General features: G+C 57.5%; 18 protein-coding genes. 11 read left to right on the forward strand and 7 right to left on the reverse strand.

All coding sequences use genetic code 11. The annotated features are described in order from the left end of the window. Window positions 1–177 precede the first annotated feature (177 nt). Complete coding sequence (locus tag DMX12_RS18385) at window positions 178–2,121, forward strand: hybrid sensor histidine kinase/response regulator (RefSeq protein ID WP_256598912.1); 1,944 nt, start codon at window positions 178–180, stop codon at window positions 2,119–2,121. A 394-nt stretch (window positions 2,122–2,515) separates the two neighbouring features. Here DMX12_RS18385 and DMX12_RS29150 read toward each other — a convergent pair whose 3' ends face one another. From DMX12_RS29150 to DMX12_RS18405, 3 genes are all read right to left on the reverse strand, one after another. Continuing rightward, entirely contained in the window at window positions 2,516–2,980 is a 465-nt protein-coding gene (locus DMX12_RS29150; protein ID WP_146226850.1) for a hypothetical protein, read from the reverse strand. A 309-nt stretch (window positions 2,981–3,289) separates the two neighbouring features. Continuing rightward, complete coding sequence (locus tag DMX12_RS18395; RefSeq protein ID WP_232108581.1) at window positions 3,290–3,664, reverse strand: hypothetical protein; 375 nt, start codon at window positions 3,662–3,664, stop codon at window positions 3,290–3,292. Between the two features lie 620 nt (window positions 3,665–4,284). Next, window positions 4,285–5,691 (reverse strand): PAAR domain-containing protein, encoded by a 1,407-nt coding sequence (locus DMX12_RS18405; protein ID WP_110679087.1) that lies wholly within the window; start codon window positions 5,689–5,691, stop codon window positions 4,285–4,287. Window positions 5,692–6,126: 435 nt separating this feature from the next. Here DMX12_RS18405 and DMX12_RS18410 point away from each other — a divergent pair, with 435 nt between their 5' ends. From DMX12_RS18410 to DMX12_RS18420, 3 genes are all read left to right on the forward strand, one after another. Beyond that, a complete protein-coding gene (locus DMX12_RS18410; protein ID WP_110679088.1) occupies window positions 6,127–7,779 on the forward strand; it encodes an acyl-CoA dehydrogenase family protein in 1,653 nt (550 codons plus the stop codon). Window positions 7,780–7,955: 176 nt separating this feature from the next. Beyond that, window positions 7,956–9,419: an AMP nucleosidase gene (gene amn, locus DMX12_RS18415; RefSeq protein ID WP_009685408.1), complete on the forward strand. Its 1,464-nt coding sequence runs from the start codon at window positions 7,956–7,958 to the stop codon at window positions 9,417–9,419. Window positions 9,420–9,425: 6 nt separating this feature from the next. Next, the gene (locus tag DMX12_RS18420) at window positions 9,426–10,064 is read left to right on the forward strand and encodes a pseudouridine synthase (protein WP_110679089.1); all 639 of its coding nucleotides are present in this window, start codon (window positions 9,426–9,428) and stop codon (window positions 10,062–10,064) included. 95 nt (window positions 10,065–10,159) lie between these two features. On the opposite strand, the gene DMX12_RS18425 is transcribed toward DMX12_RS18420, so the two are convergent. Next, the gene (locus DMX12_RS18425) at window positions 10,160–10,363 is read right to left on the reverse strand and encodes a DUF2788 domain-containing protein (protein ID WP_003249787.1); all 204 of its coding nucleotides are present in this window, start codon (window positions 10,361–10,363) and stop codon (window positions 10,160–10,162) included. Window positions 10,364–10,417: 54 nt separating this feature from the next. Continuing rightward, complete coding sequence (locus DMX12_RS18430) at window positions 10,418–10,894, reverse strand: Lrp/AsnC family transcriptional regulator (protein WP_003249795.1); 477 nt, start codon at window positions 10,892–10,894, stop codon at window positions 10,418–10,420. Between the two features lie 395 nt (window positions 10,895–11,289). On the opposite strand from DMX12_RS18430, the gene DMX12_RS18435 reads away from it, so the two are divergent. After that, on the forward strand, window positions 11,290–12,090 hold the full coding sequence (locus DMX12_RS18435; protein ID WP_110679090.1) for a DUF6515 family protein: 801 nt from the start codon (window positions 11,290–11,292) through the stop codon (window positions 12,088–12,090). Window positions 12,091–12,103: 13 nt separating this feature from the next. Here DMX12_RS18435 and DMX12_RS18440 read toward each other — a convergent pair whose 3' ends face one another. Both DMX12_RS18440 and DMX12_RS18445 read right to left on the reverse strand, forming a co-directional pair. Next, complete coding sequence (locus tag DMX12_RS18440; protein ID WP_009685411.1) at window positions 12,104–12,976, reverse strand: cation diffusion facilitator family transporter; 873 nt, start codon at window positions 12,974–12,976, stop codon at window positions 12,104–12,106. Window positions 12,977–12,997: 21 nt separating this feature from the next. Beyond that, on the reverse strand, window positions 12,998–13,417 hold the full coding sequence (locus DMX12_RS18445; RefSeq protein ID WP_029887386.1) for a hypothetical protein: 420 nt from the start codon (window positions 13,415–13,417) through the stop codon (window positions 12,998–13,000). A 116-nt stretch (window positions 13,418–13,533) separates the two neighbouring features. Here DMX12_RS18445 and hrpB (DMX12_RS18450) point away from each other — a divergent pair, with 116 nt between their 5' ends. The 6 genes from hrpB (DMX12_RS18450) to hrpB (DMX12_RS18475) all read left to right on the forward strand — a co-directional run bounded on the left by hrpB (DMX12_RS18450) (window position 13,534) and on the right by hrpB (DMX12_RS18475) (window position 24,620). Further along, the gene (hrpB, locus tag DMX12_RS18450) at window positions 13,534–16,032 is read left to right on the forward strand and encodes an ATP-dependent helicase HrpB (protein ID WP_110679091.1); all 2,499 of its coding nucleotides are present in this window, start codon (window positions 13,534–13,536) and stop codon (window positions 16,030–16,032) included. A gap of 83 nt (window positions 16,033–16,115) precedes the next feature. Beyond that, window positions 16,116–17,609: a site-specific integrase gene (locus DMX12_RS18455; protein WP_110679092.1), complete on the forward strand. Its 1,494-nt coding sequence runs from the start codon at window positions 16,116–16,118 to the stop codon at window positions 17,607–17,609. Next, complete coding sequence (locus tag DMX12_RS18460; protein WP_110679093.1) at window positions 17,599–19,488, forward strand: hypothetical protein; 1,890 nt, start codon at window positions 17,599–17,601, stop codon at window positions 19,486–19,488. Before DMX12_RS18455 ends, DMX12_RS18460 begins: the two co-directional genes overlap by 11 nt. Next, entirely contained in the window at window positions 19,488–21,539 is a 2,052-nt protein-coding gene (locus DMX12_RS18465; protein ID WP_110679094.1) for an integrase, read from the forward strand. Before DMX12_RS18460 ends, DMX12_RS18465 begins: the two co-directional genes overlap by 1 nt. A gap of 1 nt (window position 21,540) precedes the next feature. Beyond that, on the forward strand, window positions 21,541–21,954 hold the full coding sequence (locus tag DMX12_RS18470) for a hypothetical protein (RefSeq protein WP_110679095.1): 414 nt from the start codon (window positions 21,541–21,543) through the stop codon (window positions 21,952–21,954). Window positions 21,955–22,085: 131 nt separating this feature from the next. Then, the gene (gene hrpB, locus DMX12_RS18475) at window positions 22,086–24,620 is read left to right on the forward strand and encodes an ATP-dependent helicase HrpB (RefSeq protein WP_110679096.1); all 2,535 of its coding nucleotides are present in this window, start codon (window positions 22,086–22,088) and stop codon (window positions 24,618–24,620) included. The last annotated feature ends 46 nt before the right edge of the window (window positions 24,621–24,666 follow it).

Below are 24,666 nucleotides of genomic sequence, written 5' to 3' on the forward strand. Positions count from 1 at the left end.
TTCCCTCAAACTATTGATTTAGAAGCCTTTGTTCGCGTTTTAGCATGGCCGATTGCCAGCGGTTACAGCTATGCTAGAGTGCTTGGATAACTCGACAAACGGACTCTGCTGGATCACGTCGTCTCAAACGGATGGGAGGCAACCGCGACGCGACTGCACAGACCAGGCTGGGGCTGTATGCGCTATTTGCTGATTGTGCTTCTGGGGATGCTGCCCGTGCTGGCCGGCGCAGTCGATTTCGACGAGGCTACCCGGCACCTGCCGCTGGGCAAGGTCATGCAGGTTTATGAGGACCCGGATGGCAGTAGCAGCATCGCCCAAGTCAGCGCCCCGGACTTCGCCAGATACTTCCGCCCCCACCCAGATGAGGTGCTGAACGCCGGTTATTCCACTTCGGTGTTCTGGCTCAAGGTCGAGTTGCGCCCGGTTGCGGCGCCCGGTGCTGCGCCCCGGCAGTGGCTGCTGGAACTGGCCTACCCGCCCCTGGATCATCTGGAGCTGTACCTGGCCGATGGCAATGGCGGCTACCGCCTGGCCCAGCGCACCGGCGATGCCTTGCCCTACGACAGCCGGCAGGTGCGCCAGAGCAATTATCTGTTCGAGCTGCCGCTGCCGCCCGGCCAGGTGACTACCGCTTACCTGCGGCTGCATAGCCAGGGCTCGGTGCAGGCGCCGCTGGCGCTATGGGCCCCCGAGGCCTACATCGAGGCGCAACCGACCCGCCTGTACGTGCTGGGCATGATTTATGGCGTGCTGCTGGTGATGCTGGTGTACAACCTGTTCATCTACCTCAGCGTGCGCGACGTCAGCTACCTCTACTACATCCTCTATATCGCCTCGTTCGGCCTTTACCAGGTGTCGGTGAATGGCGCCGGTGTAGCCTACTTCTGGCCAGACAGCCCATGGTGGGCGAATGCCGCGACACCGCTGAGCATCGGTGCTGCCGCGCTGTTCGCCTGCCAGTTCGCCCGCCACTTCCTGCAGCTTGGCAGTATCAGCCGGGGCTTCGATCGGCTATTGCAGTTGTTGATGCTGGGGGGCGTGGCGGTCATGGTGCTGGCCGTGAGCATGGCCTATGGGGTGGCGCTGCGCATGGCCACCCTGCTGGCGCTGCTGTTCACCGTCAGCGTGTTCAGCGCCGGGCTGTATGCCTGGTGGCGCGGGTTGCGCCTGGCGCGTTGGTTCATCATTGCCTGGACGGCGTTCCTGCTCGGTGGCCTGGTGAACACCCTGATGGTGCTGGGCTACCTGCCGAACGTGTTCATCACCATGTATGCCAGCCAGCTGGGTTCGGCACTGGAGGTGGCGCTGCTGTCGCTGGCGCTGGCCGACCGCATCAACATCCTGCGCGAGCAGCAGGCGCAGGCCTTGCGTGAAACCGGCCGTACGCTGGAACAATTGAACCTGCAGCTGGCCAGGAGCAACCGGTTGAAGGACGAATTTCTGGCCAGTGTGACCCATGAACTGCGCACGCCGATGAACGGGGTGATTGGCTCGCTGGAGTTGATGCATACCTTGCCGATGGAAGGCGAGATGGCCCAGTACCACCGTACAGCGGTCGGTTCGGCGCAAGGCATGATGGACATGGTCGATGCCATCCTTACGCTGTCCGAGCTGCAAGCGGGGCGCCTGCGGGCGCAGCCGGCGCCGTTCAGCCTGCGTACTTTGTTGCAGAGCCTGCGCGCCGGTTATGCCGGCCAGGCATTGGCCGAGGGCCTGTACCTGAGCCTGGATATCCCGGCCGATTTGCCGGATGGGTTACTGGGTGACGGGCCCAAGCTGGCGCGTTGCCTGGGGTGCCTGGTGGATAACGGGTTGAAGTTCACCCATCAGGGCGGCGTGGTGATCCAGGTGCGCGGGCGGCGCTCGATCTCACAGGCCCTGAATGTGTCGAGGCGAACGCTTCGGCGCTCGGTCTCACACACGCTGAAGATCTTGTGGCGAGCACCTGTGAGCCCTGATGCCGTCCCCGGCCATGCCCCAGCAACCTACAACAATTCCAGACTCTTCCTACGTCTCAGCACTGGAAACTCCACCCCCTGCGAAATACCCTACAACCTCTGTCGACACGCGTCTGATTGTTCCTGCAAATCGCGCCCTCTAGGCTTTGCCTGTCGTTGACGGTTCAGCGATCGGGTGTGGAAACCTGCAGCAAGCATTTCAGGTTATGTCGTTCATGGCGGCTGTACCCGGGAGGCCTTGTGCCTACCGAGTTTTCCCTGAATGCACTCGGGTTTCCACCCCGTGTACAGCCGCCACCCTTCCTGTGGAAACGGAAGAGGCGGTCAATGAGCAATCAGGAAAATCCATGACCGACGAAATGCGCTGACCTTTGTATTGGCTGGGCCGGCCCATTCGCGGGCATGCCCGCTCCCACAGGGATCGTACTTCGTTCAAGTTATGCGCAGCACCTGTGGGAGCGGGCGTGCCCGCGAATAGCGGTGTAGCTGGTGCCGCCCAGTCTTTCGACATTTATATTCGAATGACTTATTTGGGCGGACTCTCATCTCAGAAGCTAGCTGTATATGAGGTAAGTTATGCCAAACCAGGCTGCGCCTAGATAAAGTAGCCAGTTACTGATTCGTAGCTGTGTTCTTAAATGCTTCGGGAAGTTGTCAATATCTTTTTGGTCTAGTTTGTTGTGACGGATGTGCAGGTTTTTTATTGGCCAAAAAAGTATGGCAGATACGACGCCTACTAACTGTAGTCGTGAGCGAAGATTTTGTTTGCCCCATATGGCAATATTTAATTTCAGCCAGTAACTGCTTGGTAGTGCTGAAATCATTTTTTCTAGAGTTTTCGCTTGCGCCAAGCGAATATAGAATGCCAGTCCGATCATGATCATGAAGCATGACGTCGTCGCCATGAATAATTTCATGGCTTTCGCTGCTAATCCGATCAGTGCAAGTGCAAAAGGTGTCGCGACAAAGGCAAGGCGCCATATTAATTCCATATGATCATTCGTGCTCGATAAATTCATTTGGCTCCTCGCCGATGTACTCCCCAGCGTTCATGTCTGCGACACTTCCGGCAAGAGGCCCGCTCGCCTCTTTTCAAGGTGGGAGCCAGGAACCTAGCAGGCTGTGGGCGGGTAGTTTTGGGGTGGGAAGGGGTTAGGAAGAGCCCTACAAGAGATAGAGATTTGGACTGCATGTTTTTTTGACGGCAAGGCCGGCCCTTTCGCGGGTGAACCCGCTCCCACAGGATTTGTGCATAGCCTGAAAGATGCTCAATGTCCGTGGGAGTGTGGGGGCGCGGTGAGTCCTCATGCAACGCTGGGCAACGCGGGTCACTGTATTAATGGCGAATAAGCCGACATGAAACCAAATAGAGCGGTGATTGGTATCCAGCAGATAATCAAGCATTCAACATTTGCCCAAGTTATTTTTGAATTTTCGAACCCGCATCCATCACCCTCGCAAACATTGGCTGACTGTTGTATTTGCACCATTGCGACTGAGAAAAAGGTGGTGTAGAGGAGTGTGAGCATGATCGGAATCATGGTGAAAAAGGAAAGTGGCAGGCTATCAAAAAACTTTTCGGATACATAGAATTCCCAGCACGCTATCAATAGGATAGGTGTGTAAAGCATCAGAGTGACACTGATGGCACTCCTTTCTCCTGGCTGATTCGCTTCAGTACAGCGAGCGACGATTTTTTTCATCAAGAAAAATATTGTGAAAGCTCCGAATATTGTACGCAGCAGCGGGATGAGTCAGAGGCCATGCTGACCTCTGATGAATAACCAGTGTCGATAGTGCCAGTAATAGAGGTACAGGCCCATGGACAAGGAAGTCATGATTATGAGTTTTGAGATTGAAACGACATAAAGCTGTGGTTTTTTGCAGGGTGAGGTGGTTAGCGATTCCGGATGGTGTTTCTGGTCTGAGTTCATAGTGTGGTTCTCATTTTATTAGCTTCATTAGGTAATATGCCGCTACCCATACAATGCCAATGGTATTAAGCGAGGATGCGATAAGTATTTTTCTTCTTAATTTTCTAGGGAATTGTAAGTGGTCTTGCTCATCCAATAGCCCACTGCGAATGCTTGAGGCGGGAGAACCAATGGTGCCAGCGATTACAGAAATAACTAGGATCCTGGAACCTATTTTGTTCTCTCCCCACATGCTGGTCGCAAATGGAAGGCAAGCGCTCCGTTGGAGCGCTGAGGTCATTTCTTTATATTGGTGAGAGCAGGCGATGTGAAGGTCAGATGCAAGCCCGATTAACGCGAGAAATATAGGAGTGCCCAACAGAAATAGTCTTAGTTTTACGTCAAGGTGGTCAATCATCTCCAAAGGCCTCGAAGATTAATTCGCCGAACTCCTCGCCAGCCTCCATGCCACCTATGCTACCGGCCAAAGCGCCTCCACCGGTGATTACTACTCCGCATACCAGGGCGTAGGGGCCGGCTCTCCAGCAAATCTTCGCAGAGATTTCGCCTACAAGCTTTCCTCCCAGCCACCCACCAGCTAAGCCACCGGCGAAATTACCTGCTTCGGTAACGCTGACTTTTTTACAGGTACTTGTGTTGCCCTCTTTGCATACCTCAGAAATCTTTAGTGTAGATCCGCCCGCGCCGGTAGCAACGGCAATATATCCTCCGGCTTTTAAATATTTGGCCATCTTGGCCAGCTTATCCAAATGTGTCGAGTAGCCGGGGATGTGTGTCGGGCCTCCCGCCTTACTCCAGTGATGCACCAAGCTTCTCGACGAGATTCCCAAGTCTCGACGCAAACTTTCATAATTACCGAGATTGAGCCGCTTGTTCAGAACGGTTGCCTTTAGATTTGAGCTCAATTGCTTAAATAGTTTTTGACGCTCTGCAAAAAATTCAGGGTGCCTAAGATGCCCGTGTTTGATGAATTGATTTTTATGCAGGTCTTCAATTTTTCGCAATATGTCGCTGAGTTCATCCAGCGACTTGCCGACCATCGCCTCGCTGACCCCCATCGCCAGGCTCACATCGCTGAGCAACCCGGCGATCTCGGCCTGATGGCGCATCAAGAATTCGGCTTCCTCCGGCGTCAGTTCCGCTAACGCTTCCCTAGCCTGTTTCGCCGCACTCATTGCAGACAGTTCTTCGCGCGTACATACCGGCCGCCGCAAACCATCACCAATGACAAAAATCTCACCTGCCTTGAACCCACGCTGATGCGTCGGGTTCAGCCGCTCCAGAATTGACCGAGGCAGGTTGGCCTGCGGCGCGCCCAGTTCAGCCAGTACTTCTTGATACGTCATGCAACGCGGAACGATGTAGAACCCAGGCTCCATGCCTTGTGGAGTGGGCGAAGGCTGAGCTACTTCTGGCTGATAGGTGCTTCTGCTCGGGCTACGCGCCTGAGCCTGCGCGGGTGCCTCACGAACAGGCTCAGGTGCTGGTGCCCTGTGCGACGCCGGTGTTGCAGCCCCACCTGCAACCACGCGATTGCTGCCCTGTGGGCACCCGCATTGCACCAGTGCGCCGTCCAGAGCCGTGGGAATACCGTCCTGCCGCCAGCGGGACTCGCCCTCGACGATGGTGCCCGCTTGCCCACATAGCGGGCAGGGCGTGGTCGGGTCGCCTAGCAGCAGCCAATTGCGGCCATGCACACGGCCCCTGGCCTGGCTGGCAATGCAGATGGCGCCTGTGGTGGTGTGGTCGCCGTCCAAGCCTTGGTATCGGCCAAAGATGTTCATGCGCAGGCTCATGGCTCGCCTTTTTTCGAGGTGGGAGCCATGAACCTAGCAGGCTGTGGGCGGGTTTTTTGGGGGCGTGGAGGCTTTAGGAAGGCGCCTACAGTGAATAGAGAATTGGACTACATGCTTGTTGGGCGTGGCGCTCTCGCTGTAAGCCGGGGATGGCTGACAGGTGTTCGCCGAGATATTTTTAGCGCCTGTGAGATCGAACGCTTCGGCGCTCGATCTCGCAGGCGCTGAATGTGTCGAGGCGAACACTTCGGCGCTCGGTCTCACCCGCGCCGCAGATCTTATGGCGAACACCTGCCAGCCCAGATGCAGGCTCAAGACATGCATCTGCAACCCATGCCCCCACCACCACACCTTTAGTCACGAATGCCACTTTGCCAACCCCGCAGGCAGTGCTTCACTGGGTCTTTCAAGCCTACCCGGATCCAGGAGCCCCCGATGAACCTGCACCAGTACGCTGAAACCCACGAAGTTACCAACCAGCCACCGTCCCTCGACGGTGCCAACCTTTACCGCCTCGACCTGCCACTCCAGGAGTGGTCGCGGCGTTTCGGCGCGGGCTGGGCGCAGTCGCGGATCGATGCCTACGGCGCCCTGGCCGGGGGGCCGCTGATGCAGGCTGGCTTTCTGGCCAACGCCCACAAACCCGAATTCAGCAGCCACGACCGCTACGGCCATCGCATCGACCTGGTCGAGTTCCACCCGGCCTACCACGAACTGATGCGCACCGCGATCGAGCACGGCCTGCCGTCGCTGCCATGGGCCGAGCCGCGCCCCGGGGCGCATGTGGCACGTGCATCCATGACCTACCTGCACAGCCAGGCCGAAGCCGGCAGCGGCTGCCCGTTGACCATGACCTTCGCCGCCGTGCCAGCCCTGCGCTTGCAACCCGAGCTGGCCGAGTACTGGCTACCGAAAATCCTCGCCTGCGAATATGACCCGCGCAACATCGGCGACCGGCACAAGGCCGGGGTCACCCTGGGTATGGCGATGACCGAAAAACAGGGCGGCACCGATGTGCGGGCCAACACCACCCGGGCCTACCCGGTCGGGGCGCCGGGCTCGGGTCAGGCCTATGAGCTGGTCGGCCACAAGTGGTTCTGTTCGGCGCCGATGTGCGATGCCTTCCTTACCCTGGCACAAACCGAAAAGGGGCTGAGTTGTTTCCTGCTGCCGCGCCACCGCCCGGATGACAGCCGCAACCAGTTCTATATCCAGCGCCTGAAGAACAAGCTGGGCAACAGCTCGAACGCCTCCAGCGAGGTGGAGTTTCGCGGGGCGTTGGCGTGGATGATCGGCGAAGAAGGCCGTGGTGTGCCGACTATCATCGAAATGGTCGCCATGACCCGCTTCGATTGCATGGTCGGCTCCAGTGCGCTGATGCGCCAGGCGCTGACCCAGGCTACCCACCACTGCGCGTACCGCAAGGTCGGTGGCCGCGTGTTGAATGAGCAGCCGCTGATGCAGAACGTGCTTGCCGACCTCGCCCTGGAGAGCGAGGCTGCGCTCGCCCTCAGCCTGCGCATGGGGCAGGCGCTGGAGCAGCTCGAAGATCCGCAGCAGGCGCACTTCGCCCGCCTGGTGACGGCAGTGGGCAAGTACTGGATCTGCAAGCGTGCGCCGGCCATGATCAACGAAGCCGCCGAATGCCTGGGCGGTGCCGGTTATGTGGAAGACAGCATCCTGCCCCGGCTGTACCGCGAAGCACCGGTGAACTCGACCTGGGAAGGCTCGGGCAATGTGCAGTGCCTGGATGTGCTGCGGGCCCTTTCCAAGGAACCGGGGGTGCTCGATGCCTTGTTCGCCGAGCTGGGCGATGGGCATGGCGACCCACGTTTGGCGGCGCATATCGGCAACCTCAAGGGGGCGTTTGCCGATACTGGCGACATGCAGTACCGCGCGCGGCAACTGACCGAGGATATTGCCCTGGCGTTGCAGGCCAAGCTGTTGCTGGAGGCGGGCAATGCGTTGGTGAGTGATGCGTTCATTGGCAGCCGGTTGGCGGGGGGTGGCCGGGTGTATGGGGCGTTGCCGCGTGGTGTGGATGTGCAGGCATTGGTGGCGCGGGCGACGCCAGCCTGGGCGAATTGATTCGGCTTGTTCGCGGGCATGCCTGCTCCCACAAGATCTTCATGGATGTCCCGGGCGGTGCCGTACCTGTGGGAGCGGGCGCGCCCGCGAAGAATCCAGCACCGATCAATGGGGATGTATTTAGCCAAGAAGGCAGGCAAGATGGTTCACATGCATGTCCAGACAGGAAGCACAGTGTGAGCCACGCTTTTGTAGTCGTTGATACCCCCGAACAGGCCGTCGATCGTCTGGCGGCCCTGCATGAACAAGCCACCGGTGCCCTAAGCCTTGCGCTCAAGCGTTATCTGAAAGACCGCACCGAACCCGACGCCGAGCAGCGCGACCTGTTCCGCTACCCGGCCCTGCGCCTGACCTACTACAGCCATGGCGAAGTCGCCGCCACCACGCGCGCCTATGCCAAGGTGCAGGTGGCCGGCACCTACAGCGTCACTGTCACCCAGCCCGCGGCGTTTCGTGGTTATCTGCTGGAGCAACTGCGCCCGCTGATGCACGACTACACCGTTACCGTAGAAGTGGGCGTCAGCGAACAGAATATCCCTTACCCCTATGTGGTCGACCAGGGTGACGAACTGGCCGGCAGCGGCATCACCGCTGCGCAGCTGGCGCGGGTGTTCCCCAGCACCGACTTGTCGGCCGCCACCGACAATATCGCCGACGGCCTGTACGACTGGGATCATGCCGACGTGTTGCCGCTGGCACTGTTCGATGCCGCACGCGTCGACTTCTCGCTGCGCCGCCTGGTGCATTACACCGGCAGCGACTGGCGCCACATGCAGCCGTGGATCCTGCTGACCAACTACCACCGCTATGTCGACCAGTTCATCAGCCATGGCCTGGAGCAGTTGCGTGACGACCCGCGTTTCGTGCGCATGGTGCTGCCGGGCAACGTGGCCATCGAAAAGGGCATGGACCATGGCGAAGCCCAGGCGCTGGTTGCCAGCGTGGTCTGGCACCGTTACCAGATGCCGGCCTACCACCTGATCGCCGCCGACGGTGACGGCATCACCCTGGTCAACATCGGCGTCGGCCCGTCGAATGCGAAGAACATCACCGACCATCTGGCGGTGTTGCGCCCGCATTGCTGGTTGATGATTGGCCACTGCGGCGGCCTGCGCCAGTCGCAGACCATTGGCGACTATGTTCTGGCACACGCCTACATGCGCCGCGACGGCATTCTCGACCGCGTGGTGCCGCCGAACATTCCGATCCCGGCGCTGGCCGAAGTGCAGTTGGCGCTGCAGGAAGCGGCTGCGCAAGTGACCGGAGAGCGTGGCGAACAGTTGAAGAAGCGCCTGCGCACCGGCACCGTGCTGACCTACGATGACCGTAACTGGGAGCTGCGCTGGGCCCAGGAGCGGCCGCTGATCAACCTCTCACGTGCCGTGGCGGTAGATATGGAAAGCGGCACCATTGCCGCCCAGGGCTACCGCTTGCGGGTACCGTACGGCACCTTGCTGTGCGTGTCCGACAAGCCGCTGCACAGCGAGATCAAGCTGCCAGGTTCGGCCAACGCCTTCTATAACCGGGCGGTCAGCCAGCACCTGAAGATCGGCATTGCCGCCCTCGACCTGCTGCGCACCGAGCTCAACTCGTTGCACTCGCGTAAACTGCGCAGCTTCGATGAGCCGCCGTTCCGCTGAGGATCCATGTCACTGCCACCCCGTAACAAGCCGCGCCGCCCCCAGGCGCGGCCTGCCGCCGGCCCGCGTCGCCAGGCCAAGGCGCCGCCGGCCGAGCCCCGCCTGATCCTGTTCAACAAACCGTTCGACGTGCTGACCCAGTTCAGTGACGGTGAAGGGCGGGCGACGCTCAAGGACTTCATCGACATCCCGGGCGTATACCCGGCCGGGCGGCTGGACCGTGACAGTGAAGGCTTGCTGTTGCTGACCAACGATGGCGGGCTGCAAGCGCGGATTGCCGACCCCAGGCACAAGCTGGCCAAGACTTACTGGGTGCAGGTGGAAGGTGAGCCGAGCGACGAGCAGTTGCAGCGTTTGCGTGACGGCGTGGAGCTGAACGATGGGCCGACCTTGCCGGCCGAGGCGCGGCGCCTGGCCGAGCCCGCGTTGTGGCCGCGCAACCCGCCGGTGCGTTTTCGCAAGAGCGTGCCGACCAGCTGGCTGGAGCTGGTGATTCGTGAAGGGCGTAACCGCCAGGTGCGGCGCATGACGGCAGCGGTGGGGTTGCCGACCTTGCGCCTGGTGCGGGTACGCATTGGTGACTGGGCGCTGGAGGGGCTGGAGCAGGGGTGCTGGCGCGAGGTTCCGGCAAAATTGCAGCGCTAGTGGGGGCCGCTTTGCGGCCCATCGCGACACAAGGCCGCTCCTACAGGAACCGCGCAAAACCATGCCTTGGGTCGCGCCCCCCGCATTCCCAAGGCCTAAACCCCTTCAAGAAACCCCACCACCACGCTCTTGATGATAAAGGCCAGCACCCCCAGCCCCAGCACGAAGAACAGGATCAGCGTACCGAACTTGCCCGCCTTGGACTTTTTCGCCAGGTCCCAGACGATGAAACCCATGAAACCGATCAGCACGGTAACCAGGATGATCATCATCCACTCTTCGAATACGGCGGGATCCATCGGTGTTCTCCAGGCAGTTTGAGCGCTCGAGTATACGCCCGCAGGCGCGGGCAATTACCGAAGGTGGGTCAATGGCAGCTCGGTGCTGGCCAGCACCTGGTTCAGCACGAAACTCGAACGCACGCTGGTGACGCCTTCGATGCGGGTCAGGCTGCCGAGCAGCAGTTTCTGGTAGTGGTCCATGTCGGGCACCACCACCTTCAACTGGTAGTCGGCATCCATGCCGGTGACCAGGCTGCATTCCAATACCTGTGGCAGGTTGCGGATAGCGGCCTCGAAGGTCTCGAAGCGCTCCGGCGTGTGCCGGTCCATGCCGATCAGCACGTAGGCGGTCAGGCTCAGGCCCAGCTTCTTGCGGTCGAGCAGGGCGACCTGGCGGGAGATGTAGCCGTCGTCCTCCAGCTGCTTGACCCGACGCGAGCATGGCGAAGGCGACAAGCCGATGCGCTCGGCCAGTTCCTGGTTGGAAATGCGCGCATCGCGCTGCAATTCGGCGAGGATGCTCAGGTCATAGCGGTCGAGTTTGCTCATGGCATTTGCCTTTTCTGTTCGGATTGCGGCGAATTATCATTCCAGGGTGAAAAATTGCGCAAGTACTATTTATATGAGCAATCTTCGCAATCCGCTGCCGCCAGCTGTCCGGTATCTTTATCAACAGAATCACTGCCCGGACATCAGTCCACGGCGACGCGCCCTAGGCGGGCGGTCGCGGCCAGCCATCCAACCGGATCCGCAGGCCCCCGGGCTACACAGCTTCCAGAAGACGCTGTGAGGTGAGCCGGCGCCACAAGTGCCGAGCACGGACGACAATTCCTGAAGGGAGGCCCTGCGGCCTCCCTTTTTTCATGTCGGTAATTTTAATTGGCCGGCCTGAAGAGCACGGTAGACTGGCTGCCTGCTGCAGTTTACCTACCGAGAGGAATACCATGACGTCGCGCATCTGGCAGTTGGCAGGTGTTGGTTTGCTGGGGTTGGGCATCAGCCTTGGGGCGCTGGCCGAAGGGCCCGGCGACCCTGGGCCCGGTCGGCCGCTGAACGCCCGCGACGAAGTGCGCCAGACCCAGCCGCCCCGGCAGGGCTACTATCAGGATATTCCCCGCCGCGATGGGGATGAGCATCGCTGGCAAGCCGGGGGGCCGGGGCCAAGGCCCGGTGGCGACTGGCAGGGGCGCCCGGACGGCCATGGCAATGGCTGGGGGCCTGGGCCGCAGTACCGCCCTGGGCACACGGTCGATCGTTTCCCTGACCGCTACTGGAAAGTGCCCTATCGCGGCCATGACTACTTCTACTCCGGCGGTTACTGGTACCGCCCGCATGGCGGCAATTACATCGTGGTAACCCCGCCTTACGGTGTGCGGGTCAATTACCTGCCGCCGTATGCACGGGAAGTGTGGGTGGGTGGGGCGTTGTTCTTCCTGGTTGCCGATACCTACTACCAGTACATGGCAGACAGCCAGGAATATGTGGTGGTCAACCCGCCGGCAGTGGCGCCGCCACCCGCGCCGCCACCGCCGGTTGCGGGCGGCTATGACGTGGTGGCGTACCCGATGTATGGCCAAGGCCCGGAGCAGCAGGAGCAGGACCGTTACCAGTGCCACCGCTGGGCGGTCAGCCAGTCAGGCTTCGACCCCGCCACCGCGACTTACGCGCCGCCGCCAAATGTGCTCAGCAATTACCAACGCGCACTGGGGGCCTGCTTCAGCGGCCGAGGGTACAGCGTCAACTGACCCACGCACAGGTTCAGACCGGGTCGGCATGCACCATCACATCCGCTTGCGGATAACGCTGGCGGATCACCCGCGAGGCTTCCACGCACAGCTCATGGGCATCATGCAGCGGCAACTGCCCGGGCAAATCCAGGTGCAGTTGTACGAACCACTGGTTGCCCGACAGCCGCGTACGCAGGTCGTGCACGCCTTTGACCCCGGGAATGGCCAACACCAGCGCGGCCATTTCCTCGCCCACATCGCCGGGCAGCTCCTTGTCCATCAGGATGGCGATACTCTCGCGCGCGATCTGCAGCGCGCTCCACAGGATGTAGAGGGCAATGCCCAGGCCGAACAGCGCATCCAACTGCGGCCAGCCGAAACGGGCCAGTAACAGCGCCAGCAGGATGCTGCTATTGAGCAGCAGGTCCGAACGGTAGTGCAGCGAGTCGGCCCGGATCGCCGTCGAGCCGGTCAGGCGGATGACCTTGTATTGGAAGGCCAGCAGGGCGACCGTCAGCACCAGTGACAGCAGCATCACCGCGATACCGATGCTGGTATCACCCAAGGGTTGTGGCGTATGCAGGCGCTCCACCGCCTGCACGCCGATCAATACGGCACTGACGCCGATGAACAGCGCCTGCGCCATGCCGGCCAGGGCTTCGGCTTTGCCGTGACCGAAGCGGTGGTCGTCATCAGCCGGGCGCAGGGCGTAGTGCACGGCCAGCAGGTTGAGGAACGAGGCGACGGCGTCCAGTGCCGAGTCGGTGAGCCCGGCCAGCAGGCTGACCGAGCCGCTCAGCCACCAGGCGAGCGCCTTGCTCACTACCAGGATGCCGGCCACCGCCAGCGAGGCGCGAGTGGCCAGGCGCAACAGGCGCTGGTGTTCAGCCGGGGTGGTTATCATCCGTGGTCAGGTCCTTGTGGTTCAGGCTGCTGGCATCAGGCCAAGGCTGGCCAATTGCTCGACACTGCCGCGGTGCTGGATAAGCCGCGGGTCGTCAAGCGGCAGGCGCTGGCCCAGTTCGGTTTCAAGAATGGCCTGCAGTTTCAGGTTGTCGACCTTGCCATCCGGGCTGACGGCCTGTTGCAGTTTTGCCGGGTCGACCTGGGCGGTGTGGCCCCCTGGGTAGTAGATGGCGCCGGTGGCGAAGTCGATGCCGAAGGCGATCAGCCCGGGGATCACGTAGAAGAGGATGCCGATAGCGTCCATGGCGGCAACCACCGGGTCGATCTTGCCACCGATCTGGCCGCGACGGTCCGGGTAGAAAATGGTGCCGCACGCGGTCAGTTGGGTCAGCAGGGTAACCACGAGTGCGCCACCGATGGCGCGGGTTGGGATGCGCATGACAATCTCCGAAAGGGTATTCAGCAGGGCAAGCGAAGCGCCTGCGCCTGATGCTAAGACCATGATAGGGCAGGCTGGGTTCGCCGTTATACTCGCCAGACTGTTCGAGGACCACCATGATTTCATTACCCATTGATGCGGCCTTGCCCGCTTTGCGCCAAGCCTTGCAAACCCGCGACGAAGCGGTGCTCGAGGCGCCCCCGGGGGCGGGCAAGACCACCCGTGTGCCGCTGGCGTTGTTGCACGAGCCATGGCTGGCCGGGCAGACCATCCTCATGCTGGAACCCCGGCGCCTGGCCGCCCGCGCGGCGGCCGAGCGGCTGGCCAGTGAGCTGGGTGAGCAGGTTGGGCAAACCGTGGGCTACCGCATCCGCCTGGACAGCAAGGTGGGCCCCGGCACCCGTATCGAAGTGGTCACCGAAGGTATTCTTACCCGCCGCCTGCAAGCCGACCCGGCACTGGAGGGGGTGGGCTTGCTGATTTTCGACGAATACCACGAGCGCAGCCTGGATGCCGACCTGGCGCTGGCGCTGAGCCTCAACGGCCGTGAGCTGCTGCGTGACGACCCGCCCCTGAAAATCTTGCTGATGTCTGCCACGTTGGAGGGCGAGCGCTTGTCACGCTTGCTGGATGACGCGCCGGTCGTGCGCAGCGAGGGCCGCGTGCACCCGGTGGATATCCGTTGGGGGCGGCCGTTCCAGCCGGGGGAATTCATCGAGCCCCGGGTCGTGGAAAGCGTGCTGCACGCGCTGGCCGACCAGGCGGGCAGCGTGCTGGTGTTTCTGCCGGGCCAGGCCGAGATCCGCCGGGTGCACCAGCATCTGCAAGAGGCCTTGGGCGAGCGCCCCGAGATCCTGCTGTGCCCGCTGCATGGCGAGCTGGACCTCAATGCCCAGCGGGCTGCCATCGACCCGCCGCCAGCAGGCCAGCGCAAGGTGGTGCTGGCCACCAACATCGCGGAAACCAGCCTGACCATCGAGGGCGTGCGGGTGGTGATCGACGCCGGCCTGGCCCGTGTGCCGCGTTTCGATCCAGGTAGTGGCATGACCCGCCTGGACACCCAGCGGATCTCCCGCGCCAGTGCTACCCAGCGCGCCGGCCGTGCCGGGCGCCTGGAGCCGGGCGTGTGCTACCGCCTGTGGTCCGAGGCCCAACATGACCAGCTTCCTGCCTACGGCACTGCCGAGATCCTGCAGGCGGACCTGGCCGGCCTGGCCCTGCAACTGGCCCGCTGGGGCGTCACCCCCGAGCAGTTGCGCTGGCTTGACCAACCCCCCGCGGCCGCCTTCGCTCAGGCCCAGGACCTGCTGGCGCGGCTGAACGCGTTCAAGCCAGGCCGCCGCGACAGCCTCAGCGAGCACGGCCAGGCCATGGCCGAGCTGCCGGCGCATCCACGTATTGCGCACTTGCTGCTGCGCGGCCAGGCGCTGGGCCTGGCACAGATGGCCTGCGATGTGGCGGCGCTGCTGGGCGAGCGGGATATACAGCGCGGCGGTGGCGCAGACCTGCACAGCCGGTTGGCGCTGGTCAGTGGTGAGAGCCAGGCGGTACGGGGCGGCCAGGGTGGCGTGCAGCGTGCCCGGCAACTGTCGCGCCAGTACCGTGGCCTGCTACGGGGCAAGGCCAGCGCGGCGGTCGCCGACCCGGGCCACCCACGCTGGCTGGGTGCACTGCTGGCACTGGCCTACCCCGACCGCGTTGCCCAGCAGCGCCGCGAAGGGGGAGCCGAGTACCGCCTGGCCAATGGCCGAGCGGCGCTGTTTGCCGAGGTCGATGCCCTGATGAAGTGCCCGTGGCTGGTAATCGCCGACTTGGGTAGCCGCCAGGGCCAGCGTGAAGAGCGTATCTACCTGGCCGCAGCGTTCGATCCCAGCCTGTTCGAGGATGTGCTGGCCGAGCAGGTGGAGCAGGTCGACATGCTCGATTGGGACGAACGTGAACAGGTATTGCGCGCCGAGCGCCAACTCAAGGTGGGCGAGCTGGTGCTCAGCCGTGAGCCGCTGCCAGGCCTGGATAACGACGCCAAAGCCCGCGCGCTGCTTGGGCTGGTCCGCCGCAAAGGCTTGAACCTGCTGACCTGGACGCCGGAACTGCGCCAGTGGCAGGCGCGGGTGGCACTGTTGCGCCAGCTGGACCTGGCCGGGCAGGGCCACAGCGAGTGGCCCGACCTCAGTGACGCGGCCTTGCTCGCCAGCCTGGAGGACTGGTTGCAGCCGTATCTGGGCAAGGTCTCCCGACTGAGCCATTTCGCGGCCCTGGACTTGCCATCGCTGCTGCGCAACCTGTTGCCCTGGCCGCTGCCACAGCGCCTGGAAGAGCAGGCCCCGGCACACCTTGCCGTGCCCTCTGGCTCGAACATTCGGCTGGACTACAGCGAGAATCCGCCTATCCTCGCCGTGCGCCTGCAAGAGTTGTTTGGCCTGGCCGACACCCCGCGTATCGCCAACGGCCGCCAGCAGGTCAAGCTGCACCTGCTGTCACCGGCACGGCGCCCGGTGCAGGTCACCCAGGACCTGGCCAATTTTTGGCGTACGACCTACGCCGAGGTGAAAAAAGACCTCAAAGGGCGCTATCCCAAGCTATCACGCAACGTTAGATTAGTTATCGCATCATGAAACATTCATTCATTGACAGATTTCTTGATTTTTACACGCCTAACGTTTATCATTGACACCCATCGTCTGGGTGGAGCGGTTTGGTGGCAGCGTTTGATAATCCGGCACATAAGGGCCGCATCGTCGTAATTCCAGAGGTTAGCGAAGCTTTTGCTGAATTACATGTAAGAGAAAAACCATCTAAGGCAATTGAAATAACCATCAACGGTGTTGATGAAACCATCACCGTTTACCGAGTGGATGAGGTCGGACTTCCTGATGCACTTAGTAGGTCTATATATAACTTTCCTTTTATCTTTCATAAGGACGGCAGTCCTTGGGTGGAGGCAAATTCATTTCTACTGAGTTTGGTTCAGAATAAACATGCCCGCAATCGACCCACCGATGAAGTAAGGCGGAAAGCAAGTAGACTCCTCGATTACTTGATTTTTTGTGAAGATAAAAGCATTGACTGGCTAGACTTCTCTGGGCGACGGCTACCCCAACGACCTACATATAAGTACCACAGACATCTGCTCGACAATCCTAATCGAGGTGCTGCTGTCGCCAATCAATATACGAGTGTGATTTATCAATTTTATAAGTTCATCTCAGAGTTTTGGCATGACATCGATATTGATCGTGTTGATACGGTCAAGGAAATAAGCTTATATGTCGAAGCTTCTCATGGATTTCAAAAAAAGATAACTGTTGAGAAACGTAGTCAGACAAGATCTGTCGCGCCAAAGGCCCCAACTCCAGCGGGTTTTGTTAATGATGAAGGTGAGATTTTACGTCCATTAACAAATGTCGAGCTCTCTCATTTTCTGAAAATAATTGAAGATGATGACTGGACAGCCCAGGAGCGTCTAATCGTTTTATTCGCTCTGATGACTGGAGCGCGAAAGCAAACTGTATTGACCTTGAGAGTCAAACATGTTGACAGTCTACTAAAGGGGGCGGTTCAGCCGGATGGCTCTTATATTCTAAAAGCCGGCCCTGGTACCGGTATAGACACTAAGTTTGGTAGGCCTCAAACTTTGTATATTCCTCAGCAACTTGTTGAAGATTTGTTGACGTACGTGCGAAGTCCTTTCGCCAAGAAAAGACGTCAGAGGTTTCAATCTGAATTCGCGCTTAAGTACCCAGGGCTCAAGCCGATTGCCGATGAAGATATGTACGTGTTTTTGTCGGAGCAGTGTAACTGTTACTACATGGCTGCAAATGATCCGCGTTATATATTTTCCAAATCAAGACCGCTTGGTGCCGTCGCTGATACAATAAAAAGAAAAATTTTGAGAAAAGTTGCAAGTGATTTTCCTGTCGATTTTACATTTCATTGGCTTCGTGCAACTTATGCCTATCAGTTGTACCAGTTGCTCAAACCCCGGTTGGCAAATGGCACACTTGAGCCCGGGCAAGAAATCACAATAATCCAGTCCCGTCTTCATCACAAATACCGCGAGGTCACTGAGAACTACTTGAAGCTGTTTTCAATGAAGTCGGAAAAGATCCGGGCTCAAGAAAGCTACGAAGATGTTCTCTTTAAGCTGTCTGGCTACAGTGACTTAATTTTGGGTAATGTCGATGTCGGTTAAGCGTGTACCTCGTCAGGTTCATTCGGTTGATTTGTCCTATGTTGGTCAGGAGCATGAGATTCTTCACCCTGAGAAGTTGGCCCTATCGCTATCCCACCGCAAGTCTCCATTGGATATAGGTGTATATGCTTACTCTATTCGTGGGAAAGTAAAGCCTGTTGGGTATTGGGCTGACGAAAGTTCACTAATCCCCAGTCGGCGGAAGATGATTGTGGCTTGGCTTGACAAAATGTGGGTTTCAGGTGCAAAGGGGAATAGCATTGAGACTGACATTAAGAATTTTGAGTATGCAATAAATTGGTGCGACGAGTACGGGTGCGTCGATGTAATGTGCACGCCCGAAGGTGCGCAACGTGCTTATATGGAATTTACCAGTTATCTTTACCAAGAGATTGCCAATGGTCGAGCTTCACCATTAAGCTGCCAAGCCCGTCAGGCCATGCTTCGAAGAGTCTTAGCTCTTCAATTCCCTAATGACTATGAATACATAATTGCAAGTGCGTCTCCTATCAAACATCGTCGTGAAGGACTTGAGCCGCCGGATGAAGAGCATGTAAGGCAGTATATTGATATTGCATTAAACCTTGCATTGTCAATCTCTCGCTTCTTGGTAAGTTTTGCTCCTTTTCCATTGAGGTTTACAACGAAGGATTACCATACTCACATTTTTCCTGGCAAGGGCAAATTCATTACCCCGTTCACAGAAGGCGCTCACGGGCATTCAGCCTATCATTATCAAGAGGGCCGGCTTCTCACGATACTAGAATTGCGAGAAGTGAAGCCAAACGCTCGACTACCAGATGTGCGTGAAACCCTTAATCGCGCTCAACGAGTGATCGACGATTCAAACGCACATTCTCATCATCAGTTCAGATTACGTCTCGCTGGGTTGGCGATGAAAGCCTATGCGTGCGTCATTAATTTGGCCGTTGGTGCTAATTCTGGTGAAGTAACTCAATTCCTCTACGAGGATGCTTTAGAGGTTGTGCGGTCTCCTTTGAAGAAAGAACTTTCAGCTGTGAAACTCAGGGCTAAGGGATTAGGGGTTATGTATACCGTCGGGCGAGGGCCGGGTATGAGTGTCCTACGCGAGTATCTTGAATTTCGCAGCTGGGTGCTTGAAGGGCGTAAGTCGGAACTCCTCTTCTTCAATGTCCTTGATGGATTTGGGATGTCCGCACATGAATTGTCAGCGTTAGATAATTTTTCTACAAATTTTCACGCAAAGATACGGGGCGTTTTTGTTTCCAGTGAATTCAAGAATATTCCTCCAATACTTGTTCGAAAGTTTAAAAGTTTGACTCTTCATCACTTGCGACATTCACCAATGCTCGTAAGTGCTGTGCTCAATCATACTGAACGTACGAACGCACAATTTTATAGTGGAGTGACAGAGAAGCAGCAAAAGCAAGAATTTGGGGTGTTCTGGGCGTCAATGATGGAGGCAGCCAAACGTTTCGGCTCAGATAGCCAGACTCGCGGGGTACCGATTGCTGCGGGACATTGTGATGGTTTGAATAATCCAGTGAAAGAAATCCCGGTGGTCGCCATAGAGCCTGATTGTAATAGTCAGTACGGATGTTTGTACTGCATCCATTATTTGGTTCACTCTGACGAGGCTGATATTCATAAGCTTATGAGCTTTAAATATGTAATCGAGTCAATCAGAGAGAATGCTCCGAATTTTGAGTTTTCTGAATCTGCATTCAAAGACGTGATGATCCGTATTGGTTATATCTTGGAGGGGATTTCCAGTAGGTCTAAAGCCGCGTACGATCTGGTGGAAGTTATGAGAAAAAAGGTGTTCGATTTGGGGATTCTCACACCTTTCTGGGAAAGTCGGTTGCAGCGATATGAGAAAATGGGGATCTACATCTAGTGAGTAATTTTTTTGATGATCTCAATCAAGGTCTCCAGTTTTCAGATGTCATGCAGGACGCGGTCACTAAAACTTGGAGGCCTTCCTCCGATTTCGTTCTGTGTCGAGATCGAGAAGGTAATCCGACGGCTATTTACGGAAAATCTTTTTGGGATTTTAACCCTGTGCGGCTTAAAGCTAATAAGATTTGGGCTATCCGATTTGATGGCGTGTTTGAGTTTCAAGGCGCAATCCAGCAATCCCTGATTGATGAAATAAAGTGGATTCTCTTTTGTCTGCTATTTTTCGTTAGTACCGGTCATACTGGTAGAATGAGTGTGGGTGTCCTTGCTCAGTATTTTTTAACGTTGCGCACAGCTGCTCGCTTTTGCTACGAAAAAGGAGCTGGGGAGCTTGCAGGGGTTATAACTCTGCAAGATCTTTTCACAACTCCTGCCTATTTGGCCGCTTATGCACGTTGGATGAAGGTTAACGAAACTGGTATAACCCAGCGTAAGCTGATTCGAGCCTTGCTTAACCACATGGTCTCCATTGGTGAGGACAGGCTAGGGTATAAATTACACGGTGTTTTTGATATCGATTTCGAATGCGAAGACGATACAAAGCAACATCCGGTAATTCCTACTAGTATCTATCTCGGCGTTATAAATGCGCTGGGTGAATCGCTTGATGCTCTTTACGATAATCGCGAGGCGCTTGAACAGTACTTGGCTGCGTTCGATAATCCTCTGTACGGGTATACTCACCTTCACCAAAAAAAGGTAAACGGCAACAGGGCCCCAAAGCATTATGAGCCAGTGTTCGAAGAAACCTTAGAAATTCATGGCCTGGAGTCACTCTTCAGTGGGGATTTCTCCTGCTCAGGAAGAGGTGTTTTGTCATCAAATATTTTGAAAATGCAGTGGGTCGTTAAGACGGTCATTCATTTGTATACGGGTATGCGAGACCAAGAGGTGCTTCGATTACCGTACGATTGTATCGACCAAGATGAAGTGGTTTCAGCTACTCTCGATGATAAGGGCGTCGAGCGGGATAAGCCCATTATGGTTAAGGTTTTATCAACCACCACCAAATTTACCGGTTATCGTAAAACGGTGTCTTGGCTAGCCACTGATGAAGCTATTCGCGCAGTCGAAGTGGCTCGAGCTATATGTCGCGGTATTTCTAGGTTGTACGGTGTTGACCCTAAAACCATGCCGCTTTTCTTAAATCCTGCAATTATAAATCGTGCTCAAACTGAAATCGGCGTTCCTTTTTGGAATAATGTGTCGAAACCGAATTTCTTGCTTAACGGTTTCATTATGACAGAGTCGGACTTGGATGAGTTGCAGCTAACCGACCCCAGCCGCAACTTTGCTAATGAAAAGTTGTTCCAGGTTGGAGGCTATTGGAATTTCACTGGTCATCAATTTCGTAGATCTCTTGCATTCTATGGTAGCAGTAGTGGCTTCATTTCTATGCCTAGCCTTCGGAAACAGTTCAAACATCTGTGTACCCAGATGACTCGGTACTATGCCAATAATTTCGAGCTACTCAAAACCATATTTGGATACTATGATGAGAAGAAGGGAGAGTACGTTCTCCCTAAGACTCATGTTCTCTTTGAGGTGCAGACTGGGGTTCCGATTAATGTTGCGTATGATCTCCTGGCTCATGCGTTTGGGGATGACGCACGCCTATTTGGTGGTGTTGGAACCTATATTTCCAATCAGCGTGGAAAAATCGAAACCGGCGATGTCCATATTGTTGATGTCCGCAAGGAAACGGAAAAGCAGGCTGCCGACGGAAAAATCTCATATCGGCCGACCTTGCTAGGTGCATGCACACGTACCGGTAAATGTGAGCACTTCCTACTTGGCGCGGCCGTGAGTTGTTTGAGTTGCGCTGACGGCATCATTGAAAAGGAAAAACTGGATGAAGCTATCAAAGACAACGAGCGCGATCTCGAGTCGTATGAGCCCGGAAGTGGTGAGTATCAGGTTGTACAATATGAACTGAGCAATATGCGGAAATTCAGGGATCGTCTCATTCCAATAGTGGAGGTAGCCTGAGATGGCGAGTGATGGTGTTGAAGCTTGTGTGGAGGCATTCGAGCGTCTTAAGGCTGGGAAGCCACACGTTGCTGCTCACGTTGGACTAGATGGCACGAAGATCACTGCTGGTATCGTTAGCGTTGAGGCGGGTTTTGACAGAGGCTACCTCAAGAAAAAGAGACCCAGCCACCAGGCATTGATTGCTCAGATTGAGGCGTTTCGCACTAGCTTCGGTAATCTGGCTGCCTCAAAGACTCTTCAGATAAAGCGCGCTAACGATAAGGTCGTCAAGGCTCGTAGTGAGTTGGAGGTGGTGCAGGAGCAGCTGTACCAAGTGATGACGCACAACATCCAGCTTGCAGAGCGGGTGAGGCTTTTGGAGGCTAAGTTGAAGCTTCTATCCAACGTTAAGACCATACCGAAGCGAGAATAACCCAGGCTAGGCAAGTCGACCTCAGCGAGGTCGCCTTAGCTTTTCAAAGGTCGCCCTTTTTCACCGACTTCGCCTGCCCTCTATCTCCTATCGAACGCTTGTATACTGCCGAGCATGAAGCAGGAGTACACATGAGTTTGTTACCTATCAACGCCGCGTTGCCGGCCCTTCTGAAAGCCCTCAATGAGCGTAACGAGGTGGTGCTCCAAGCACCGCCTGGCGCCGGTAAAACGACTTGCGTTCCGCTTGCCTTGCTCAATGAGTCATGGCTTCAAGGACAGACGATCATCATGTTGGAACCTCGCCGGCTCGCAGCCCGAGCTGCCGCCGAGCGCATGGCGAACGAGCTAGGTGAGAAGGTCGGTGAGACCGTTGGCTATCGCATCCGCCTCGACAGCAAAGTTGGGCCGAAGACGCGGATTGAAGTTGTCACCGAGGGCATCCTGACACGCCGACTGCAAAGCGACCCGGCACTTGATGGCGTCGGTCTCGTGATCTTCGATGAATTCCACCTCCGAAATTTGGATGCCGATCTCGCCTTAGCTCTGACACTCAATGGGCGGGAGCTCTTTCGAGACGATGCACCGCTGAAAGTGCTGCTGATGTCAGCAACGCTGGAAGGTGAAAGGTTGTCCCGCCTGCTGGATGACGCACCGATCGTGACGAGCGAAGGACGCATGTACCCGGTCTCGACAGTCTGGGGAAAACCTCAGCAACCTGGAGAATACATGGAGCCGCGAGTCATCAGTGCGTGCCTTGAAGCACTTGCTGATGAGACTGGTAGCTTGCTGGTTTTCCTACCTGGTCAAGCCGAGATCCGTCGAGTCGTGACAGGCCTGGAAGATGCTTTGACCCAGTCCCCATCACTCCAGCGTGAGGTTCTTCTTTGCCCCCTTCATGGTGAACTCGATCTGAATCAGCAGCGCGCTGCGATCGATCCAGCACCGACGGGAAAGAGGAAGGTTGTGCTGGCCACTAACATCGCAGAGACCAGTGTGACAATCGACGGTGTACGTGTAGTTATCGACGCTGGCCTTGAGAGGGTTCCTCGTTTCGACCCTCGCAGCGGTATGACCCGCTTGGACACTCAACGGATATCCAAAGCCAGTGCCACCCAACGCGCCGGGCGTGCGGGACGACTCGAACCAGGCCTCTGCTATCGGTTATGGTCTGAGACGCAGCACGACCAAGTAGCCGCCTTCAGCACCCCAGAAATTCATCAAGCGGATCTCACCGGCCTTGCGCTCCAGCTCGCTCGATGGGGTGTCCATCCGGGCGACCTAAAGTGGCTTGATGCTCCGCCCGCAGCTGCTTACTCCCAAGCCAACGACTTACTTCGGCGCCTTGGCGCATTGCAGCCTGATGGGCAACTGACAAAGCACGGCCAGGCCATGGCAGAGCTGCCAAGTCATCCACGGATTGCTCACCTCCTGCTGAGAGGTCACGAGCTGGGTCTGGCGGGGATGGCCTGCAACATCGCCGCCTTGCTCGGCGAGCGCGATATTCAGCGCGGTGGTGGTGCAGACCTTCATAGTCGCTTGGCCATCCTCTCCGGAGAGCAGAAGGCTCAACGAGGAGAGCAGAGCGGTGCTGAGCGCGCTAAGCAACTCGCCAGACAATATCGATCGTTCTTTCGGGGCCTACCATCGCAACCAGTCGCTGATCCCGACCACCCTAGGTGGTTGGGCTGCTTGCTTGCCTTGGCGTATCCAGATCGTATTGCCCAACAGCGTCGTGCCGGTGGGGCTGAATATCGCTTGGCTAATGGTCGTGCAGCGATCTTCACGGAGACCGATGCGTTGATGAAGCATCCCTGGTTGGTAATCGCCGACTTGGGAAGCCGGCAGGGCCAGCGTGAGGAGCGGATTTACCTAGCTGCCGATCTCGATGAAGCGTTGTTCGACACTGTCCTCCAAGAACAGGTCATCCGTGTGGATGAGCTTGATTGGGATGAGCGAGAGGGTGTCCTTCGGGCCGAGCGGCAGGTGAAAGTAGGGGAGTTGATTTTGTCTCGCGCTCCTCTGGCCAACCTAAGTGATGATGCGCGCGCGCACGCTTTGCTCAACTACGTTCGTAGGAAGGGCCTAGAGCTTTTGCCCTGGACGCCTGAACTCCGTCAGTGGCAGGCGAGAGTGGAGTTGCTGCGCACTATTGATGAAGAGGAGGGCAATCAAAGCGATTGGCCTGATCTTCGTGATGAAGCCTTGCTGGTGTCGCTTGAGGAGTGGTTGGGCCCATACGTTGGCAAGGTGACTCGACTAAGTCATTTCGGCCAACTAGACCTGTCCTCAATCATCCGCAATCTGTTGCCTTGGCCACTGCCACAGCAGCTGGATGCGCAGGCGCCCCAGACGGTTTCGGTTCCGTCAGGATCGAACATTCGAATTGACTACAGCGAGCGTCCGCCGGTTCTTGCGGTGAGATTGCAGGAGCTGTTTGGGCAAGCTGATACGCCTCGCATTGCGAACGGGCGACAGGTGCTCAAGCTGCATCTTCTATCACCGGCACGCCGTCCGGTGCAGGTTACCCAAGACCTGGCCAACTTCTGGCGCACGACCTATGCCGAGGTGAAGAAGGATTTGAAGGGTAGATACCCGAAGCATTTTTGGCCTGACGATCCACTCGTTGCGCAAGCTACTGCGCGAGCCAAGCCGAGGGGTACTTAATTCTCCAGACCAGTAGGTGGTTTTTTGATAGGGGGAGGAGGCAGCG

Origin of the sequence: Pseudomonas sp. MB-090624 (assembly GCF_003205245.1) — a bacterium.
Classification (GTDB): domain Bacteria; phylum Pseudomonadota; class Gammaproteobacteria; order Pseudomonadales; family Pseudomonadaceae; genus Aquipseudomonas; species Aquipseudomonas juntendi.

Bases quoted from the DNA above. Each gene is read 5' to 3' on its own strand.
- DMX12_RS18470 (WP_110679095.1), top strand. From the start codon at position 21,541: ATGGCGAGTGATGGTGTTGAAGCTTGTGTGGAGGCATTCGAGCGTCTT.
- DMX12_RS18410 (WP_110679088.1), top strand. From the start codon at position 6,127: ATGAACCTGCACCAGTACGCTGAAACCCACGAAGTTACCAACCAGCCA.
- DMX12_RS18440 (WP_009685411.1), bottom strand. From the start codon at position 12,976: ATGATAACCACCCCGGCTGAACACCAGCGCCTGTTGCGCCTGGCCACT.
- DMX12_RS18445 (WP_029887386.1), bottom strand. From the start codon at position 13,417: ATGCGCATCCCAACCCGCGCCATCGGTGGCGCACTCGTGGTTACCCTG.
- DMX12_RS18460 (WP_110679093.1), top strand. From the start codon at position 17,599: ATGTCGGTTAAGCGTGTACCTCGTCAGGTTCATTCGGTTGATTTGTCC.
- DMX12_RS18435 (WP_110679090.1), top strand. From the start codon at position 11,290: ATGACGTCGCGCATCTGGCAGTTGGCAGGTGTTGGTTTGCTGGGGTTG.
- DMX12_RS18430 (WP_003249795.1), bottom strand. From the start codon at position 10,894: ATGAGCAAACTCGACCGCTATGACCTGAGCATCCTCGCCGAATTGCAG.
- DMX12_RS18425 (WP_003249787.1), bottom strand. From the start codon at position 10,363: ATGGATCCCGCCGTATTCGAAGAGTGGATGATGATCATCCTGGTTACC.
- DMX12_RS18385 (WP_256598912.1), top strand. From the start codon at position 178: ATGCGCTATTTGCTGATTGTGCTTCTGGGGATGCTGCCCGTGCTGGCC.
- DMX12_RS18420 (WP_110679089.1), top strand. From the start codon at position 9,426: ATGTCACTGCCACCCCGTAACAAGCCGCGCCGCCCCCAGGCGCGGCCT.
- DMX12_RS18405 (WP_110679087.1), bottom strand. From the start codon at position 5,691: ATGAGCCTGCGCATGAACATCTTTGGCCGATACCAAGGCTTGGACGGC.
- hrpB (WP_110679091.1), top strand. From the start codon at position 13,534: ATGATTTCATTACCCATTGATGCGGCCTTGCCCGCTTTGCGCCAAGCC.
- DMX12_RS29150 (WP_146226850.1), bottom strand. From the start codon at position 2,980: ATGAATTTATCGAGCACGAATGATCATATGGAATTAATATGGCGCCTT.
- hrpB (WP_110679096.1), top strand. From the start codon at position 22,086: ATGAGTTTGTTACCTATCAACGCCGCGTTGCCGGCCCTTCTGAAAGCC.
- DMX12_RS18395 (WP_232108581.1), bottom strand. From the start codon at position 3,664: ATGAAAAAAATCGTCGCTCGCTGTACTGAAGCGAATCAGCCAGGAGAA.